At 64.7% G+C, this 16,949-nt stretch carries 18 protein-coding genes; 8 read left to right on the top strand and 10 right to left on the bottom strand.

Annotated features, from left to right (window positions below; translation table 11 throughout):
- Positions 1-60 precede the first annotated feature (60 nt).
- The 6 genes from fabF to ASG57_RS00365 form a co-directional block, all read right to left on the bottom strand.
- A complete protein-coding gene (gene fabF, locus ASG57_RS00390; RefSeq protein WP_024338123.1) occupies positions 61-1,326 on the bottom strand; it encodes a beta-ketoacyl-ACP synthase II in 1,266 nt (421 codons plus the stop codon).
- Between the two features lie 109 nt (positions 1,327-1,435).
- Positions 1,436-1,675, bottom strand: a complete 240-nt coding sequence (locus ASG57_RS00385) for an acyl carrier protein (protein WP_008551805.1) — start codon at positions 1,673-1,675, stop codon at positions 1,436-1,438.
- Positions 1,676-1,986: 311 nt separating this feature from the next.
- A complete protein-coding gene (gene fabG / locus ASG57_RS00380; protein WP_024338124.1) occupies positions 1,987-2,724 on the bottom strand; it encodes a 3-oxoacyl-[acyl-carrier-protein] reductase in 738 nt (245 codons plus the stop codon).
- A gap of 13 nt (positions 2,725-2,737) precedes the next feature.
- Positions 2,738-3,697, bottom strand: a complete 960-nt coding sequence (gene fabD / locus ASG57_RS00375; protein ID WP_057195594.1) for an ACP S-malonyltransferase — start codon at positions 3,695-3,697, stop codon at positions 2,738-2,740.
- 174 nt (positions 3,698-3,871) lie between these two features.
- A complete protein-coding gene (locus ASG57_RS00370; protein WP_230646522.1) occupies positions 3,872-4,804 on the bottom strand; it encodes a fatty acid desaturase family protein in 933 nt (310 codons plus the stop codon).
- A 96-nt stretch (positions 4,805-4,900) separates the two neighbouring features.
- Complete coding sequence (locus tag ASG57_RS00365) at positions 4,901-5,605, bottom strand: TetR/AcrR family transcriptional regulator C-terminal domain-containing protein (protein WP_024338127.1); 705 nt, start codon at positions 5,603-5,605, stop codon at positions 4,901-4,903.
- Positions 5,606-5,940: 335 nt separating this feature from the next.
- Here ASG57_RS00365 and rpsF point away from each other — a divergent pair, with 335 nt between their 5' ends.
- The 4 genes from rpsF (at position 5,941) to rplI (ending at position 8,421) form a co-directional block, all read left to right on the top strand.
- Positions 5,941-6,408 carry a 30S ribosomal protein S6 gene (gene rpsF, locus ASG57_RS00360; RefSeq protein WP_024338128.1) on the top strand — a complete coding sequence of 156 codons (468 nt, stop codon included), beginning with the start codon at positions 5,941-5,943 and terminating at the stop codon, positions 6,406-6,408.
- Between the two features lie 5 nt (positions 6,409-6,413).
- Positions 6,414-6,653: a 30S ribosomal protein S18 gene (gene rpsR, locus ASG57_RS00355; protein ID WP_007592020.1), complete on the top strand. Its 240-nt coding sequence runs from the start codon at positions 6,414-6,416 to the stop codon at positions 6,651-6,653.
- Between the two features lie 134 nt (positions 6,654-6,787).
- On the top strand, positions 6,788-7,774 hold the full coding sequence (locus ASG57_RS00350) for a DUF2232 domain-containing protein (protein WP_024338129.1): 987 nt from the start codon (positions 6,788-6,790) through the stop codon (positions 7,772-7,774).
- A 47-nt stretch (positions 7,775-7,821) separates the two neighbouring features.
- Positions 7,822-8,421 (top strand): 50S ribosomal protein L9, encoded by a 600-nt coding sequence (gene rplI / locus ASG57_RS00345; protein ID WP_024338130.1) that lies wholly within the window; start codon positions 7,822-7,824, stop codon positions 8,419-8,421.
- Between the two features lie 127 nt (positions 8,422-8,548).
- Here rplI and ASG57_RS00340 read toward each other — a convergent pair whose 3' ends face one another.
- The 3 genes from ASG57_RS00340 to ASG57_RS00330 form a co-directional block, all read right to left on the bottom strand.
- Positions 8,549-9,016: a PaaI family thioesterase gene (locus ASG57_RS00340; protein WP_024338131.1), complete on the bottom strand. Its 468-nt coding sequence runs from the start codon at positions 9,014-9,016 to the stop codon at positions 8,549-8,551.
- Positions 9,017-9,027: 11 nt separating this feature from the next.
- Positions 9,028-9,624 (bottom strand): TetR/AcrR family transcriptional regulator, encoded by a 597-nt coding sequence (locus tag ASG57_RS00335; RefSeq protein ID WP_024338132.1) that lies wholly within the window; start codon positions 9,622-9,624, stop codon positions 9,028-9,030.
- A gap of 100 nt (positions 9,625-9,724) precedes the next feature.
- Positions 9,725-10,657 (bottom strand): hypothetical protein, encoded by a 933-nt coding sequence (locus ASG57_RS00330; protein WP_024338133.1) that lies wholly within the window; start codon positions 10,655-10,657, stop codon positions 9,725-9,727.
- A 277-nt stretch (positions 10,658-10,934) separates the two neighbouring features.
- On the opposite strand from ASG57_RS00330, the gene ASG57_RS00325 reads away from it, so the two are divergent.
- The 3 genes from ASG57_RS00325 (at position 10,935) to alr (ending at position 15,775) form a co-directional block, all read left to right on the top strand.
- Complete coding sequence (locus ASG57_RS00325) at positions 10,935-12,185, top strand: cyclopropane fatty acid synthase (RefSeq protein WP_024338134.1); 1,251 nt, start codon at positions 10,935-10,937, stop codon at positions 12,183-12,185.
- Between the two features lie 769 nt (positions 12,186-12,954).
- Complete coding sequence (locus ASG57_RS00320; RefSeq protein ID WP_024338136.1) at positions 12,955-14,460, top strand: replicative DNA helicase; 1,506 nt, start codon at positions 12,955-12,957, stop codon at positions 14,458-14,460.
- A gap of 67 nt (positions 14,461-14,527) precedes the next feature.
- Complete coding sequence (alr, locus tag ASG57_RS00315) at positions 14,528-15,775, top strand: alanine racemase (RefSeq protein ID WP_024338137.1); 1,248 nt, start codon at positions 14,528-14,530, stop codon at positions 15,773-15,775.
- Positions 15,776-15,799: 24 nt separating this feature from the next.
- Here the strand turns inward: alr and ASG57_RS00310 are convergent, their stop codons facing one another.
- Positions 15,800-16,018: a hypothetical protein gene (locus ASG57_RS00310; protein ID WP_024338138.1), complete on the bottom strand. Its 219-nt coding sequence runs from the start codon at positions 16,016-16,018 to the stop codon at positions 15,800-15,802.
- Positions 16,019-16,058: 40 nt separating this feature from the next.
- On the opposite strand from ASG57_RS00310, the gene ASG57_RS00305 reads away from it, so the two are divergent.
- Positions 16,059-16,829 carry an exodeoxyribonuclease III gene (locus ASG57_RS00305; protein WP_024338139.1) on the top strand — a complete coding sequence of 257 codons (771 nt, stop codon included), beginning with the start codon at positions 16,059-16,061 and terminating at the stop codon, positions 16,827-16,829.
- Positions 16,830-16,949: the final 120 nt, after the last annotated feature.

Raw genomic sequence — 16,949 nt, 5'->3', positions numbered from 1 at the left:
GCGCCCACGTCCATGACTATCGCCGAATACGGCAAAACGGTGGATTCGTCTCAAACGCAACTAACTTGCCAAGCGCCGGACGATGACCGACGCATTGGTACCGCCAAAACCAAAAGAGTTCGATAATGCGACATTGACCTCACGTTGCTTCGCCTTGTGCGGCACGAGATCAATCGCAGTCTCGACCGAGGGATTGTCGAGATTGATCGTCGGCGGCACGACATTATCGCGAATCGCGAGAATCGCGAAGATCGCTTCGATAGCACCGGCCGCACCGAGGAGATGACCTGTCGACGACTTGGTCGAGGACATCGCAACTTTCGATGCGGCGTTGCCGAGCAGACGCTCGACCGCGCCGAGCTCGATCTCGTCGCCGAGCGGCGTCGAGGTGCCGTGCGCGTTGATGTAGTCGAGATCGGAGGCCGTGAGTCCGGCGCGCTTGAGTGCTGCCGACATGCTGCGGAAGCCGCCATCGCCGTCGGGCGATGGCGAGGTGATATGATAGGCATCGCCGGAGAGGCCGTAGCCGATCACCTCGGCGTAGATCCTCGCGCCGCGGCGCCTGGCATGATCGAGTTCCTCGAGTACCAGGACGCCCGCGCCCTCACCCATCACGAAGCCGTCACGGTCCTTGTCATAGGGGCGCGAGGCCTTCTCGGGCGTCTCGTTGAAACCTGTCGACAGCGCGCGCGCGGCGTTGAAGCCGGCAATGCCGATGCGGCTGATCGGCGACTCGGCGCCGCCAGCAACCATCACATCGGCATCGCCAAGCGCGATCAGGCGAGCGGCATCGCCGACCGCGTGCGCCCCGGTCGAGCAGGCCGTGACCACCGAATGATTCGGCCCCTTCAGCCCATGCGCGATCGAGACATAGCCGGAGGCGAGATTGATGAGGCGGCCCGGAATGAAGAACGGCGAGACCCGGCGCGGCCCGCGTTCCTTGAGCAGGATCGCGGTCTCGGCGATACCGTTGAGACCGCCGATGCCGGACCCGATCATCGTGCCGGTCGCGCATTTGTCCTCTTCAGTCTCCGGATGCCAGTTGGCATCGTCGAGCGCCTGGCCGGCCGCGGCCATGCCGAAGATGATGAAGTCGTCGACCTTGCGCTGGTCCTTCGGCTCCATCCACTTGTCGGGATTGAAGCTGTCGTTGGTCCCGTCGCCGCGCACCACCGTGCAGGCGATCTTGGTCTGCAGATCGGAGACGTCGAAGCTCTCGATCCTGCGCGCACCGCTTTCGCCGTTGAGGATGCGTTTCCAGGTCGGCTCGACGCCACAGCCGAGTGGCGAAACCATGCCGAGACCTGTGACGACGACCCGCCTCATATCCGAAAACTCCGCATCGAAAGATTCACGGCCAATAACAAGAAACCGGCTGACCGCTGCGAAGCGGCCCGTCCGGTTTCAATGTTCTTCCCCGCGAAATGAAAGAGCCTTAGCTCTTCGCGTTCTTCTCGAGAAATTTCGTGGCGTCGCCGACGGTGAGAATCGTTTCCGCGGCGTCGTCCGGAATCTCGCAACCGAATTCCTCTTCGAACGCCATCACTAGCTCGACGGTGTCCAGACTGTCGGCGCCGAGGTCGTCGATGAAGCTCGCGTTGTCGACAACCTTCTCGGGTTCAACACCAAGGTGTTCGACCACGATCTTCTTAACCCGCTCGCCAATGTCACTCATTGCTTAACCTCGTGTTGTTCCCTGTAGACCCGACCCCCCGGGACGATACGAGCCGTCGTGGTCGTTTGACTGCCTTCGCTTACGAACTTTGATTGGCCCATCCCAACCGATGCAGGCCCGGGCGAACGACGGCCAAAGGCTCCGCATCGCCAATATACAGGGTTTCAAAAACCTGCAATGGCGTTCTTTGCCCATCCGTTGATGGTCCGGTTATCATACTTCAATTGCCTTGACTACAAGCCTCATTTCGCTCCGGAAACGGCCGTTTGCCGCATCCCGCCCCGCCCCGACGCGCGAGACGGCACGAAGCATCAGATCATGGCCATGCCGCCGTTGACGTGGATGGTTTGGCCGGTGACATAGGACGCCTCGTTCGAACTCAGGTAGACGGCGGCCGCCGCGATGTCCTCGGGCGTCCCCAGGCGGGCGGCCGGAACCTTGGTCAGAATCGTTTCACGCTGCTTGTCGTTGAGCGCATCCGTCATCGGCGTCTTGATGAAGCCCGGCGCGATGCAGTTCGCGGTGACGCCACGCTTGGCGTATTCGGCACCCAAGGTCTTGATCATACCGATCAACCCCGCCTTCGACGCGGTGTAATTGCCCTGCCCGGGATTACCGGTGACGCCGACCACCGAGGTGATCGCAATAATGCGACCGAAGCGCTTGCGCATCATCAGCTTGGTCGCAGCGCGCGCCAGGCGGAAGGTCGCAGTCAGATTGACGTTGATGACTTCGTCCCAGTCCTCGTCACGGAGTTGCACGAAGAGATTGTCGCGCGTGATGCCGGCATTGGCGATCAGAATGTCGACCTGGCCCATTGCCGCTTCCGCAGCCGGCACCAGCGCCTCGACCTCATCGGCCTTGGAAAGATTACAGGGCAGCACATGCGCGCGTTCGCCGAGCTTGCCGGCAAGCTCGTCCAGCACTTCCTTCCGCGTTCCTGATATCGCCACGGTGGCGCCTTGCGCGTGGAGCGCCTGTGCGATTGCGCCGCCGATGCCGCCGGTCGCGCCGGTAACGAGCGCCTTTCGGCCAGTCAGGTCGAACATCGATACAACTCCTCTAGGCCTGCTTCGCAGCGGCCAATGCATCCTTGGCGGCGGCAATGTCGTTGGGGCCACCGACCGCAACGCCAACGGCGCCGTCGGCAATACGCTTGACGAGACCGGTCAGCACCTTGCCCGCGCCGATCTCGAAGAAATGGGTGACGCCCCGCCCTGCCATATAGGCAACCGACTCGCGCCAGCGCACCGTGCCGGTGACCTGCTCGACCAGACGACGCCGGATCTCGTCGGGATCGTTGATGGCGCTCGCCAGCACGTTGGACACCAGCGGCGCGGCCGGTGCCTTGATCGCGACCTTCGACAGCGCCTCTGCCATGGCGTCCGCAGCGGGCTGCATCAGCTTGCAATGGAACGGTGCGGAGACGGGCAGCAGCATCGCGCGCTTGGCGCCCTTGGCTTTGGCAATCTCGACGGCGCGATCGACCGCTGTCTTGTCGCCGGAGACGACCACCTGCCCGCCGCCATTGTCGTTGGCGGCCTGGCAGACCTGCCCTTGCGCCGCCTCGCCTGCGACCTCCATGGCGGCCTCGTAGTCGAGACCGAGCAGCGCGGCCATGGCTCCGGCACCGACCGGGACGGCCTTTTGCATTGCGAGACCGCGCGTGCGAAGCAACCGGGCGGTATCCGAAACCGTCAGGCTGCCGGCCGCGGCCAGCGCCGAATACTCGCCGAGCGAGTGGCCGGCGACGAAGGCTGCGTCTCGTCCCACGGAAAAACCAGCCTCAGCCTCGAGCACGCGGAGGGTGGCGATGGATACCGCCATCAGCGCCGGCTGGGCGTTCTCAGTCAGCTGGAGAGTTTCAGCCGGACCGTCCCAGATGACAGCCGTCAGTTTCTCCCCGAGCGCGGCATCGACCTCGTCGAACACGGCGCGCGCGACCGGGAAGGCGTCGGCCAGGGCCTTGCCCATGCCGACCGCCTGGGAACCCTGCCCCGGAAATGTGAATGCAGCCGTCATCGGCGCTCCCTGCTTGTCAGGCATGATCCCTGCGAGAACCAGCAGCCGATTACGCACGGCCTCGGACCATGGTTCCGGATCATGCTCCAGAGGGGGCCGTAGACACCGTCCGGGGCCGCACTGTCAAGCCGAGACGGGAGCTTGGCCCCTCGTTCAACGGGGGAATGCGCCCGCTCAAAACCCGCCGGCGGTCTGGTTGGCGTCGACCTCTGCCCCGGCCTGTGCGCGGCGCGCACTGCTGACAAGTTGCCCGGGCCGATCTTCGCGGTTCGGCTTTGCCGTCGCCAGCCGCAGCACCGCGGCGTAGTTCGGCTGGACTTCCATACGACCTGCGTACCGGCTCGCACTCAGCAGACGATGCACCTTCGGCAGATTGTAGCAAGGCACGTAGAACAAGAGATGATGCTCGAGGTGGTAGTTCACGTAGTAGGGCGCGATGAACAGGCGCTCAAGAAAATTGGCATGCGTCGTGCGGGTGTTGCGCAACGGGTCGCTGCTGTCGGGAACAACGGCATGCTCTGCGATATTGCGGATCCGGGTGATGACCATCATCCAGGTCAGGAGCGGCACCAGCCAGAGCAGTGGATAGGCCCACCAGACGCCCGCCGCGGCGAGCGCCACAAGCATGATCGCATTGACCACACATTGCGGGCCAAGCTTCTCCCAGAAATGCGCCGCACGCTGGCGCCAGGGCCAGTCTTTCGGCCCAAGCGCGTTGAGCAATTGCGCCTTGCGCTGCTGATAACCGGTCTGGCCGGTGATGTCGCGAATGAACTTGCGGCGGTAGCTGATCTTGGTGATGGGAAACGGCGCCGACAGCACGAGGTCGGGATCGTCCTCCTGCTGCGTGCGCGCATGATGCTGCAGGTGATAGCGCCGGTAGCTGCGCGTCTCCGCAAACAGCGGATATGCGCAGAACCACTGGCTCAGCGCCAGATTGGTCTTTTCGTCGGCGGACAGGCAGCCATGCGCACCGTCATGCATCAGGATCGCAAGGCCAAGCTGGCGCGAGCCGATGATGGCGACGGCGACGATGTAGGTGATCGGATTGGGCCACCACGCAACCAGAGCGATCGCACCAATGATCAGCGCCCAGGCGTGCGCAATGAGTGCGACGCCCTTCTAGGTGACGCGCTGGCGCACGTCGGCCAGTTGATCATCGGTCAGGAAATCCCGGGCACGCATGCGAAGCGCGGTCATGGCCTAACCCTCTCCGTTCGAATTGCTTGATGCATCAGGCTCCTCGACGAGACGCAGGCGCCCCGTGTCGTTCGCGGATTTCGCCTGCTCTCCGAGCACGCGCAACATCTCGGCACAAAGCTGCTCGGGCGAACGGCCCATCGCGTAACCCTCGAGAATGACGCCGATGGCGACGGCCCAGAATCTCCGCGAACTTTCGTCGGGCGCCCGGAGCGAGCGCCAACCGTGCCGTGCGACCTGGCTCGCATAGGCGCGCGCGCCTTCGCCGTGCAGGCGCTCGATGGTACGCTCGACCAGGGGTGCGAGATCCTGGCGCCGACGCGTCAGTGTCAATGCTTCCGCGAAGAAGGCGACCGAATCGCTCGCCGTCACGGTCTCCGCCAGCGTGCGTGTGTATTCCTGGGGCGAGCACGCCTGCAGCGCCGTCCGCTCTGTGGCGCGCGCCAGGTACAGCAATTCGCGGCAGGCGCATTCGACGAACAGCGCCTCCTTGGTGCGGAAATAATAGGTGATCTGGCTAGGGAAGGCGTTCGCGGCGGTGGCGATATCGGTGATCGCCGTCCCCGACAACCCCCGCTCGCGAAACAGCGGGCTCGCCGCATCCAAGAGCAGCGATCGCATCTTGCGCCCGGCCGAGCGCGTCGCGCGCGCGGTATGCTTAGGATCACCCGCCGCCTGGAGCGGCTCCTGGGCCGAGGTTTCCGCCATGAAATTCTCTTTGCTGCATTATTTGTATGATATACAAACAAACAGGTCAAGCGCCGATCCGCATGAAGGAAGGTCCGGTGTTGAGCGACGAGCGGGCCGAAAATGCCCGCCCAACCTTGCAAAGCCGGCCAAAATCCGTATAAGGCGCGCATCCGCAGACCCCGGCCGGGAGCTGAACGGACGGTCTCAGCAAATCATTCGTGATTTTGGTGTGGCAGGGCCAGTCGGCCCGTCGTCCCGTGTTTCCGCCTTCTGAGCTTGATCCCAGAGTCCTTTCCGAAGGTCTCTTAAGGGCTTGACGCCGGGTGATGCGCCAACATGAGGAAAGGACGTCCATGCCTCTTTACGAGCATGTCTTTCTCGCGCGTCAGGACGCGAGCCCGCAGCAGGTCGAAGAGCTGACTGCGCAGATGACCGGTATTGTCGAGGGTCTCGGCGGCAAGGTCACCAAGACCGAGAATTGGGGCGTGCGGTCCCTCACCTACCGCATGAACAAGAACCGCAAGGCGCACTTCGTGCTGCTCAACATCGACGCGCCGTCCGCGGCGATCGCCGAAATCGAGCGCCAGGAGCGCATCAGCGAAGACGTGATCCGTTATCTCAGCGTCCGCGTCGAGGAGCTCGAGGAAGGCCCGTCGGCCATGATGCGCAAGGCCGATCGCGATCGGGAACGTGATGACCGTGGCGGCGGCTTCCGCGGCGAGCGCGAAGGCGGCTTCCGGGGCGACCGCGAGGGCGGCTTCCGCGGCGATCGCGGTCCGCGCCGTCCGCGCGACGAAGCTGAAACCACGGATGGGGAGTAAGACCAATGGCTGAAGCTGGTGCACGTCGCCCGTTTTTCCGTCGTCGCAAGAGCTGCCCGTTCACGGGCGCCAATGCGCCTAAGATCGACTACAAGGACTCCAAACTGCTGATGCGTTACGTGTCCGAGCGCGGCAAGATCGTGCCGAGCCGCATCACTGCCGTGTCCGCGAAGAAGCAGCGTGAACTCGCCCGCGCCATCAAGCGCGCGCGCTTCCTGGGCCTGCTGCCCTACGTCATTCGCTGATACAAGCCGATCCGACCGGCGGCCGCTCGGCCGCCGGTCGTCACTTTCTGAACTCATAAGGCTTCCGGGTCGTCCGGTCGCCGATGGTTGGGGCGAACGATGCCTCTAACCGCTCGAAGGGAGCGGGACAGCTGATGATGGCGTTTGCACTGATAGCCCTGATCGCCGGCGCGGCGTCGGCCCTGATGTTCGCCTCGATAGCGTCGGGCGCGCTGATCTCGCTCGCCCTGTTCTACCTCGCGCCGCTGCCGCTCATGGTCGCCGCCATTGGCTGGGGGCCGCTCTGTGCCAGCCTCGGCGGCATTGCCGCCGCGATCGGCCTCGGCGCGCTGTTCGGCCTCCCCTACTGCATCGCCTTCGCCGTTACCGTCGCGTTGCCGGCCTGGTGGCTCGGCCATCTCGTCCTGCTCGGCCGGCAGTTGGGAAGTGCCGCGCCGGAGGGCACAACCGCCGGGCCGCCGACGGAGGCGAAGGTCGAGATCGAGTGGTACCCGGTTGGCCGCATCCTGCTCTGGATCGCAGGCTTCGCCACGCTGACGACGATGGCTGCCTTGCTCACGCTCGGCACCGACGCCGAAACCATCATCGGCACGCTGCGGCGCGGCCTGATGCGCCTCCTCCGCACCACCGATCCGCAAACCTCGGGCGAGGCCAGCCAGTTGGTGGACGCGCTGGTGCGCATCGCCCCAGCCGCCGCCACCATTGTCGCGATGATGACGCTAACTCTCAACCTCTGGCTCAGTGCCAAGGTAACCGCGACGTCGGGCCGGCTGCGCCGTCCCTGGCCCGATCTGATGGCGGCCGAGCTGCCGCCGATGACGCTGGTGGCGCTCTGCATCGCGCTCGCCTTTTCCTTCACCGGCGGGCTGCTCGCCATCGTCGCGCAGATCGCCACGGCCGCGCTGCTGATGGCTTACGCGCTGACCGGCTTTGCCGTGCTGCATACGCTGACGCTTGCGTTGAAGGGCCGCACGTTCTGGCTCAGCTCGGCCTACGCCGTCGTCGTCGTGTTCGGATGGCCCATGATCGCGGTGGTGATCCTCGGCCTTGCCGATTCCGTCTTCGGCTTCCGCGAGCGCTTCCTGCGCAGCCGGCAGCCGCCACCCCTGCCGACCCCTTAAGTCACCCCGAAACTCAACCTACAGAACACTTCAAAAGGAGAACGGATATGGAAGTCATTTTGCTGGAACGCGTCAACAAGCTGGGCCAGATGGGCGAAGTCGTGAAGGTTCGCGACGGCTACGCGCGCAATTTCCTGCTCAAGCGCGGTAAGGCGCTGCGCGCCACCGCCGATAACCGGGCCAAGTATGACGGCATGAAGGCCGAGCTCGAAGCCCGCAACCTCAAGGCCAAAGGCGAGGCGTCCAAGGTCGCCGAGAAGATCGAAGGCAAGAACATCATCGTGATCCGCCAGGCATCCGAAGCCGGCCAGCTGTTCGGCTCGGTCACCGTGCGCGACATCGTCATGGCGTTCGAAACCGACGGCGTCCACCTCGACCGCCCGCAGGTGCAGCTCGACGCGCCGATCAAGACCATCGGCAAGCACACGGTCACGGTTGCGGTTCACCCCGAGGTCGAGGTCGAGATCACCGTGACGGTCGCCCGCAGCCAGGACGAGGCCGAGCGCATCAACCGCGGCGAGGACATCTCGACCCGCAACGAGGACCGCGACGCAGCGGCCGAAGCGATTGCCGCTGCCGGCGAGTTCTTCGATCCGGAGGCCCAGCAGGACGAAGTCGAGCCGGCGCCGGCCGCGGACGAGAAGTAAGCGGCACGTAGAACTCGTCATGCGCGGGGTTGACCCGCGCATCCATCACGCGAGCGTCCGCCCAAGAAGATGGATTGCCGGGTCAAGGCCCGGCAATGACAACAGAGAATGGATCAGCCCGGCTGCCTCAGGCGGCCGGGCTTTTCGTTTTGCCGGCAACGTCCTCGTTCAGCATCGCGATGGATGCCAGCGCGGTGGCCGTATGCTTCTCGACACCATCCTTGACGCAGAACACATCGGCCGCCACCACCGCGACCTGACGGCCCGGCTTGATCACCCGGGCACGGCAGATCAGCTTTTCGCCGACTGCCGGCGACAACAAATTGAGCTTGTATTCAGCCGTCAGCGCCGGCTGGCCGCGCGAAGTGGCCGCAGCGATCGTCGTGGCGTTATCGACCAGGAAGGCCGTAACGCCGCCATGGAAGAAGCCGTGCTGCTGCAGCAGCTCCGGCCGCCGCTCCACTGCGATCGTGCAGGTCCCGCGTGACAATTCTGATAGCTCCGCGCCGACCAGGTTCATGAAGCCCTGCCGGCCGACATTGGCGTGGATGCGCTCGGAAATATGCGCGAATTCCGGATCAGCTTCGGCTCGCATGCAGTCTCTCCTCATTGCTTGATGATGCGGTCGAATGGCCGGAGCGCACGGTTGGCGCAGGCGATCAGCGTGTCGACCCCGTTGCGCGGATCAGTGCGGTCGCGTCCCGAGAGGAAGGCGCGGCAGAAGATCTGCGCCGGGCCAATCAGCTGGCTTATGAACATCATCGGCGGCATCGGCAGGAGTTCCCCCCTCGCGACCAACGGCGCACGCCAGCGCTCGATCCCCTCGGCAAGTCGCGCATTCTGTGCGCGCTGGGCGTCGCGCACGTCGTCGGCCCATTCGCCACGCGAAATCTCGAAGAGGTACCGAGCTTCGCGCCGGCTGGTGACGACCCAGTCAAGGTGCGCCCGGATCAGGCGATCGATACCCTGCTCAGCATCGGGAATGGGATCGAGCGCGGCCAGCATCGCGGCATGATAGTGCCGCAAGACTTCCAGAAGCAGCGCACCGGCGAGCTCCTTCTTCGAGCCGAACGCGTGAAAGAAGCTGCCATTGGAGGCGCGCGCACGGGTGCGGATAGCGGCCACGGTCGCTGCCTCGAAGCCGACGCGGTCGAACACCATCAGTCCGGCTGCCAAAAGATCGTCACGCACACTCGTCCGCATCGACGCCTCCTAGAGTTCAACTCTAGAGCAGTACTCTAATGGCGGTCAAGACAATATGGAGGCCGCGATCAAGCGGCCTCCACATGTCAATCCAGAGAACTTAGCGCGAAATCGGCGGTGCCGGCGGACCGGATGACGCAGCCGGCGCCGCGGGCGGGGCGGCAGGAGCCGCGGGCTCCGCCTGCGCCGGCTTGGCCGCAGGTTCGGAGCTTGCCGCAGGTGCAGCCGGCTTGGAAGCAGCCTCATCCGCCGGCTTGGGTATCGCCGGTTCGGCGGGCTTCGCTGCGGCAGGTGCAGCCGGCGTCACTTGCGGGGCCGGCTCGGATCGCAAAGCCGGAGGCTCGCTGCCGCGCGGCTCGACTCTCGGGCTCTCCGGCTTGGTCTCCGCTGGCTTCTCGGCAGCCTTGCCGCTGTCGGGCTCGACTTTGGCGCCGTCGGGCTTGACGGTCTCTGGCTTCGGCTCGCTCTTCTTGTCCTCGGTCGCCGGCGCGGCGGCATCGGCCTTCGGAGCATCTTGGGTGCCCGGCTTAACCCGCCGCTTGCCCTTACGTGCCTCGGGCGCTTCCTGTCCCTCCGGCTGCGAGCCGTCCTCTGCCGGTGGCCGTGCAGCGCGCTTCGGTCGCGGGCCATCACCGGCCGGAGCGGCACCCTCGCCCTCCGGCCTGGCCTCCTGCGAGCGCTGGCGGCGGCCCTGATGCTCAGGCGACTGACCCGCAGCGGCGCCGTCCTTCTTGCCGTCCTTGGCCTGGTAGCGGGTGTCGGTGGCGCCGTTGGAGATCAGATAGGTCGCAAGGACGCCCGCCATGTCCGAGCTCGTCGTGTAATGCTGACGCAGGAAGCCCGGCAGCGAGCCCGGCGCCACAGACTTCAGAAGTCCGCGTGGGCTCTTGTGGCAGACATTGCAGGTCTGAGCGAAAAGCTGGGAGGGGGTCTTGCCGGCTTCGAGATTCGTCGGCTGCGCTAGAACGGAATCGGCCACTGCGAAGCCGATCAGAAGCAATACCGTCGCGAGGCTGAGCGCTCGGCTCGACATCCCATGATCTCCAATGAATTCCGCAAAACGCAGCCGGCAAATGGCGCGGCGCGGTCACCTTTTAACCGATTGAGCCGCGAATGGAAGCAGGCTTCCCCCGCGCGAGGATGTGATCGAGGCATTTTCGAATATCGGCTTTGAATACCGCGCAATGGCGCGGCCCCAACCGCCTCGCTAGATTTGCATGCAAACGCATAGGAACCGCTGCGGCGCCTGGGCGTGGGATGTGAAAGCCGGGTTAGTCGCATCTTTCGGGTTCGCTCGAGAGGAAATGTCGATGGACCGTTTGTTGCGTAAATTCCTGTCTCAATTCATCCGCCGCGGGTCGATGACGGTGACCTGCGCAAGCGGATCGAAGTTCACCGTCGGCGACGGCTCTGGCGAGCCGGTCGCGGTCCGCTTCGTCACCGCGGACGCCGAGCGGAAGGTCCTCGTCAATCCAGAGCTCGGGCTCGGCGAGGCCTATATGGACGGCGAGTTCGTCGTCGAGCGCGGCACGATAGCAGATGCCCTCGCCATCCTGCTCGATCAACCCGACCTATTGCCGCAGTGGGCAAAACCGTGGTGGCACCTGCGCTACCTGACGCGGCACCTCAAGCAGTTCAATCCCCGCGCCCGCGCCCGCCACAACGTTGCTCATCACTACGATCTCGACGGCCGGCTCTATTCGCTCTTTCTCGACGCCGACAAGCAATATAGCTGCGCCTATTTCGAAACGCCCGAGATGTCACTGGACGACGCGCAGCTTGCCAAGAAGCGGCACATTGCAGCGAAGCTTCTCATCAGGGACGGCCAGCGCGTGCTCGACATCGGCTCCGGCTGGGGAGGTCTCGGCCTCTATCTCGCCGAGATCGCGGGCGCCGACGTGACCGGGGTAACGCTGTCGACCGAGCAATTGCAGGTAGCCAATGCTCGCGCGGCTGAGAAGGGCCTGAGCGGCTCGGCCCGATTCCTGCTCCAGGACTATCGCGACATCGACGGTACGTTCGACCGTATCGTCTCGGTGGGAATGCTGGAACACGTCGGGGCAAGGTTCTATGATGCCTATTTCCAGCGCTGCGCCGAACTGCTGGACGAGGACGGCATCATGCTGCTGCACGCGATCGGCCGTTCGCAGGGTCCGGATTCGACCAATCCCTGGATCGCCAAATACATCTTTCCCGGCGGCTACATTCCCGCCCTCTCGGAGGTGCTGCCGGCGATCGAGCGCGCGGGCCTGCTGGTCACCGACATCGAGATCTTGCGCCTGCACTATGCCGAGACGCTGAAGGCCTGGCGAGAGCGCTTCATCGCCCGGCGCGAAGAGGCCGTGCAGCTCTACGACGAACGCTTTGCCCTGATGTGGGAGTTCTATCTGGCGGCCTGCGAGATGACGTTCCGCAAGCAAGCGATGATGAACTTCCAGATTCAGCTGACACGCCGTCAGGGCGTGGTGCCGATGACCCGCGAGTACCTCCCCCGGGAGGAAGCACTGCTGCGGGCGCGCGAAGGCGCGACCCAGCCCAGGCTCAAGCTCGCTGGTGAATAGGCCCAGGCCCCTTGTTGAAGGCGCCAATGGTCGAAATCCGAGAGGACCGCAAAGAGGCCGTTAACGCCAGCTGCGCCCGCAACTCCAACAGGATTTCGGGGGCGACCGGCTGACGACGCACCTCGGGGCGTTCTGCTTGCTTCATGGCCGCGATCAACCCGGACAGCCAATGCCGGCTGCCTGCCTCGCTTCGCCAGTTCTGGTGCTGCCGTTCTGGCCGCATCGCTCGCCTCGTGTTCGTTCCGGCGGGATTGGGACAACCTCCGGCCCGCCTGCCGGTTCCGGCATAATCCCCGAAAGAATCCGGGGAGATGTGATCTGCTTCACATAAATCGGGTCGGGCTTGGCTTAGACCGTCGCCATGAGCAAAGAGACCCGATCCTCCTTCGATGTGCAGGACGACCTCCGCACCGATTTCGCCCTGATCGTCACCGGCGTCGGGGCTGCCGTGGTTGCGCTCGTCTACCTCCTCCTGGTCTGAGCTGGAGCCGAACGCGGCCAGCGGGCCTCGTTTCACGCGCTTCTGATAGGTCTGCGCGCCCGTCTACAGGGTTCATGGGTTTCAGGATTTTTCCGCGGCCCACCGCAGCTTCCGAGACCGGCGAGTTCCACGAAAGTCCGTCAAGCACGGCGCGTGCCGGGACTGCCAGTCATCCACCATTTTCACTGAGCGGTTGATAGCAGTCAGCTTTCGCTTCCGCTTTCGCCTGCGTCGGCGCTTTATCCCGGCCCCGCATCCGCCCAAGAAAATTGCTAACTACGTCCGACCATGGCCCTGACTGATTCGAACGTTCTCAAACTCGCGCCCGATGCCGGAACTCCGACCTATCGGAGCGCGCCGCACAATATTGAGGCGGAACAGAGCCTTCTGGGCGCGATCCTGGTCAACAACGACGCCTTCTACCGCGTCTCCGATTTCCTGGAGCCGAAGCACTTCTTCGAGCCGCTGCACCAGACAATCTTCGAGACCGCCGGCAGCCTGATCCGGATGGGCAAGATCGCGACGCCCGTCACGCTGAAGACGTTCCTGCCCGCCGATACCGACGTCGGCGGCATGACCATCGGGCAGTATCTGGCCCGGCTCGCCGCCGAAGCCACCACCATCATCAACGCCCAGGACTATGGCCGCACCGTCTATGACCTGTCGCTCAGGCGTGACCTGATCGGCATCGGCGAGGACATGGTCAATGTCGCCTATGACGCCCCCGTTGACTTCCAGCCGCGGGCGCAGATCGAGGACGCCGAACGCAAGCTCTACGAACTTGCCGAGTCCGGCCGCTATGACGGCGGCTTCCAGAAGTTCTCGCAGGCGCTGACGGTCGCAGTCGATCTTGCGGCGAAGGCATTCCAGCGCGACGGCAAGCTGTCGGGCATCTCGACGGGCCTGCGCGACCTCGACACCAAGATGGGCGGCCTGCAGGCCTCCGACCTCATCATCGTCGCCGGGCGTCCCGGCATGGGCAAGACGTCACTTGCCACCAACATCGCCTACAATGTCGCGCAAGCCTACGTTCCAGAATTGCAGGCCGACGGCACCATGAAGGCCGCCAATGGCGGCGTGATCGGCTTCTTCTCGTGCGAAATGTCGGCCGACCAGCTCGCCACGCGTATCGTCGCCGAGCGCACCGGGATCCCCTCCTCCCACATCCGCCGCGGCGGCATCTCGGAAGCCGATTTCGAGAAGATCCGCCAGGTCTCGATCGAGCTGCAATCGCTGCCGTTCTACGTAGACGCGACCGGCGGCCTTTCGATCGCGCAGCTGATGGCGCGCGCGCGCCGGCTCAAGCGCCAGAAGGGCCTCGACCTTCTGGTGATCGACTACATCCAGCTGCTCTCGGGCTCGGGCAAGCGCGCCAGCGACAGCCGCGTGCAGGAGATCACGGAGATCACGACCAGCCTGAAGGCGCTCGCCAAAGAGCTCAACGTCCCCGTGATTGCGCTGTCCCAGCTGTCGCGTCAGGTGGAATCGCGCGACGACAAGCGCCCGCAACTCTCGGACCTGCGCGAATCCGGCTCGATCGAGCAGGACGCCGACGTCGTGCTGTTCGTGTTCCGCGAGGAATACTACCTCGCCATGAAGGAGCCGCGCCCCGGCACCGAGGAGCACGCCAAATGGCAGGCCGACATGGAGCGCACGGTGGGCCGCGCCGAAGTCATCATCGGCAAGCAGCGACACGGCCCCACCGGCACGGTGGAGCTGCACTTCGATGCATCGGTCACGCGCTTCGGCGATCTCGCGCATGACGGCCAATTGCCGGATCGCACCGACTATTAATCTCGTCGTGCTCAGAGTTCCGCGGGTTGAACCGCGCTGGCCTCTTGCGTAAAACGGCGCCATGACAATGGCGTCCGACCCGAAAACGAACCCGCAATCCGGGCCTCTCTCCGCAGAGGCCAATCAAGCCGCTGCGCTCGCGGCCTATGGTGGCGTGCTGACCGTCGATCTCGACGCAATCATCGCCAATTGGCGCAAGCTCGAGAAGACCGCGGTGCCGGCCGAATGCGCGGCGGTGATCAAGGCCGACGCCTATGGCTGCGGGGCCGAGCAGGTGTCGCGCGCCCTCAGCCAAGCGGGCTGCAAGACCTTCTTCGTCGCCACCATCGAGGAAGCGCGCAAGGTGCGCGCGGCGGTTCCGGAGCCCACGATCTACGTGCTGGGCGGGTATTTCCAGAACACCGGCGAACACTATGCGAAGATCAACTGCCGTCCCGTGATCGGCGATCTCAACGAGCTTGCCGAATGGGACGTATTCTGCCGTCGCACCGGCTGGAACGGAGGCGCCGCAATCCACATCGACACCGGCATGAACCGGCTCGGGCTGACGCTGTCGGAAGCGCAGGCCATCATCCCCCGCATCAACGCCGGCGACCACGGCATCACGCTGGTGATGAGCCATCTGGTTGCGGCCGAGCAGCTCAACAGCCCGGTCAATGCACGACAGCTTGCGGCCTTCCGCGCCATCGCCAGCGAATTCTCGGGCGTGCCGGCGGCGCTCGCCAATTCCTCCGGCATCTTCCTCGGCGCGCCGTTCCAGTTCGACATGGTGCGGCCTGGCGCCGCGCTCTACGGCGTCAACCCGACGCCGGAAGCCGACAATCCGATGCAGCAGGTCGTCGACCTCAAGGCGCGCATCGTGCAGATCCGCACCATCGAGCGCGGCGAGACGGTCGGCTATGGCGGCACCTGGACCGCAAGGCGGCCGACCAAGCTTGCGATCATCGCGGTCGGCTATGCCGATGGCTATTTCCGCGCGGCCAGCTCGAACGATGGCACCCGCGGCGCCGAGGTCATCGTCGCCGGCAAGCGCTGCCCCGTGGCGGGCCGAATTTCAATGGACCTGATCGCCATCGACATCACCGACCTGCCGCCGAACGCAGTGCGGCGCGGCCATATGGTGACGCTGCTCGGTGAGGGAATCACCGTCGACGAGCTCGCACATCATTTCGGCACGATCGGCTATGAGGTGCTGACCAGCCTCGGCCGCCGCTACGCCCGCATCTACAAGGGCGGCAATGTGGAGGAGCCGCTGGTGAGGCTCGCTGCAGTGACGGGAGAGCAGCCGGCCGCTCCGCAGTCGCTACCCAGCTGATCCGTGTGACGACCCTCGAGCGGCTTACTTCTTCTTCCGGCTGTCCAGCGCCGCCTTGCAGGGCGCACTGAGCTGGTCGCGTTTGCCGTTCAGGCATGCGACGATGCCGCCGCCCGGTGCGATGCCGGCGCAGAACTTATCATAATCCGCCTTGCACGCGCCGCGCTGATCGGACGATTGTGCAGATGCGCCTCCGGAAAACGCGAGGGCGAGTGCGATGGCAACAAAGCTCGACTTGGACATTGTAACTCCGGTGGCGGAAGGCAGGAGCCGGTAGCTCTACATGAAGATCGCGACATTCAACATCAACAACATCAATCGCCGCCTGCCCAATCTGTTGGCATGGATGCGTATCGCGAAGCCCGACGTCGTCGCACTTCAGGAGTTGAAGGCAAGTGATGGCGAATTTCCGGCGGCGCCGATCGAAAAAGCCGGCTACGGCGCGGTGTGGCGCGGACAAAAGACATGGAACGGCGTCGCCATCCTCGCTCGCAACGCCGAGCCCGTGCTGACGCGCGACCGATTGCCGGGAAGGCCCTCGGATCACGAAGCCCGCTACATCGAGGCCGCCGTGCGCGGGGTCATCGTCACCAGCATCTATTTGCCCAACGGCAATCCGCAGCCGGGGCCGAAATTCGACTACAAGCTGGACTGGTTCGCGCGCCTCAAGCGCCACGCCAAGAGCTTGATCAAGCAGGACCTGCCGGTCGTGCTCGCCGGCGACTACAACGTCGCGCCAACCGAGATCGACATCTATCCGACGCGGTCATGGGACATGGATGCCCTGATCCAGCCGAAGAGCCGCGCGGCGTTCGCCTCGCTGGTCGAGCAAGGCTGGTGCGACGCCATCCGCGAGCTGCACCCGGGCAAGCGCATCTACACGTTCTGGGACTACAAGCGGAACCGCTGGCCGCGCGATGCGGGGCTGCGGCTGGACCATCTCCTGCTGAGCCCTGCCCTCGCTCAGCGCCTCGCCAAGGCCGGCGTCGACAAGAAGATCCGCGGCGAGGACGGCGCGAGCGATCACGCGCCGGCCTGGGTGGTGTTGCGCTGACTCCCTAAAAGCTCCCGCGATCCACCGCGGCCCTAGCCGGCCGAGAGGCCGTCCGCAGCGGCCCGCCTGACAAAACGTGCAAAACAACCCCATGCACAGTAGCCGACCCAGTCCGGCCAA

It is taken from the genome of Bradyrhizobium sp. Leaf396 (assembly GCF_001424605.1).
Lineage (GTDB): Bacteria > Pseudomonadota > Alphaproteobacteria > Rhizobiales > Xanthobacteraceae > Bradyrhizobium > Bradyrhizobium japonicum_C.
This window is presented reverse-complemented; position numbering and strand designations above follow the sequence as displayed.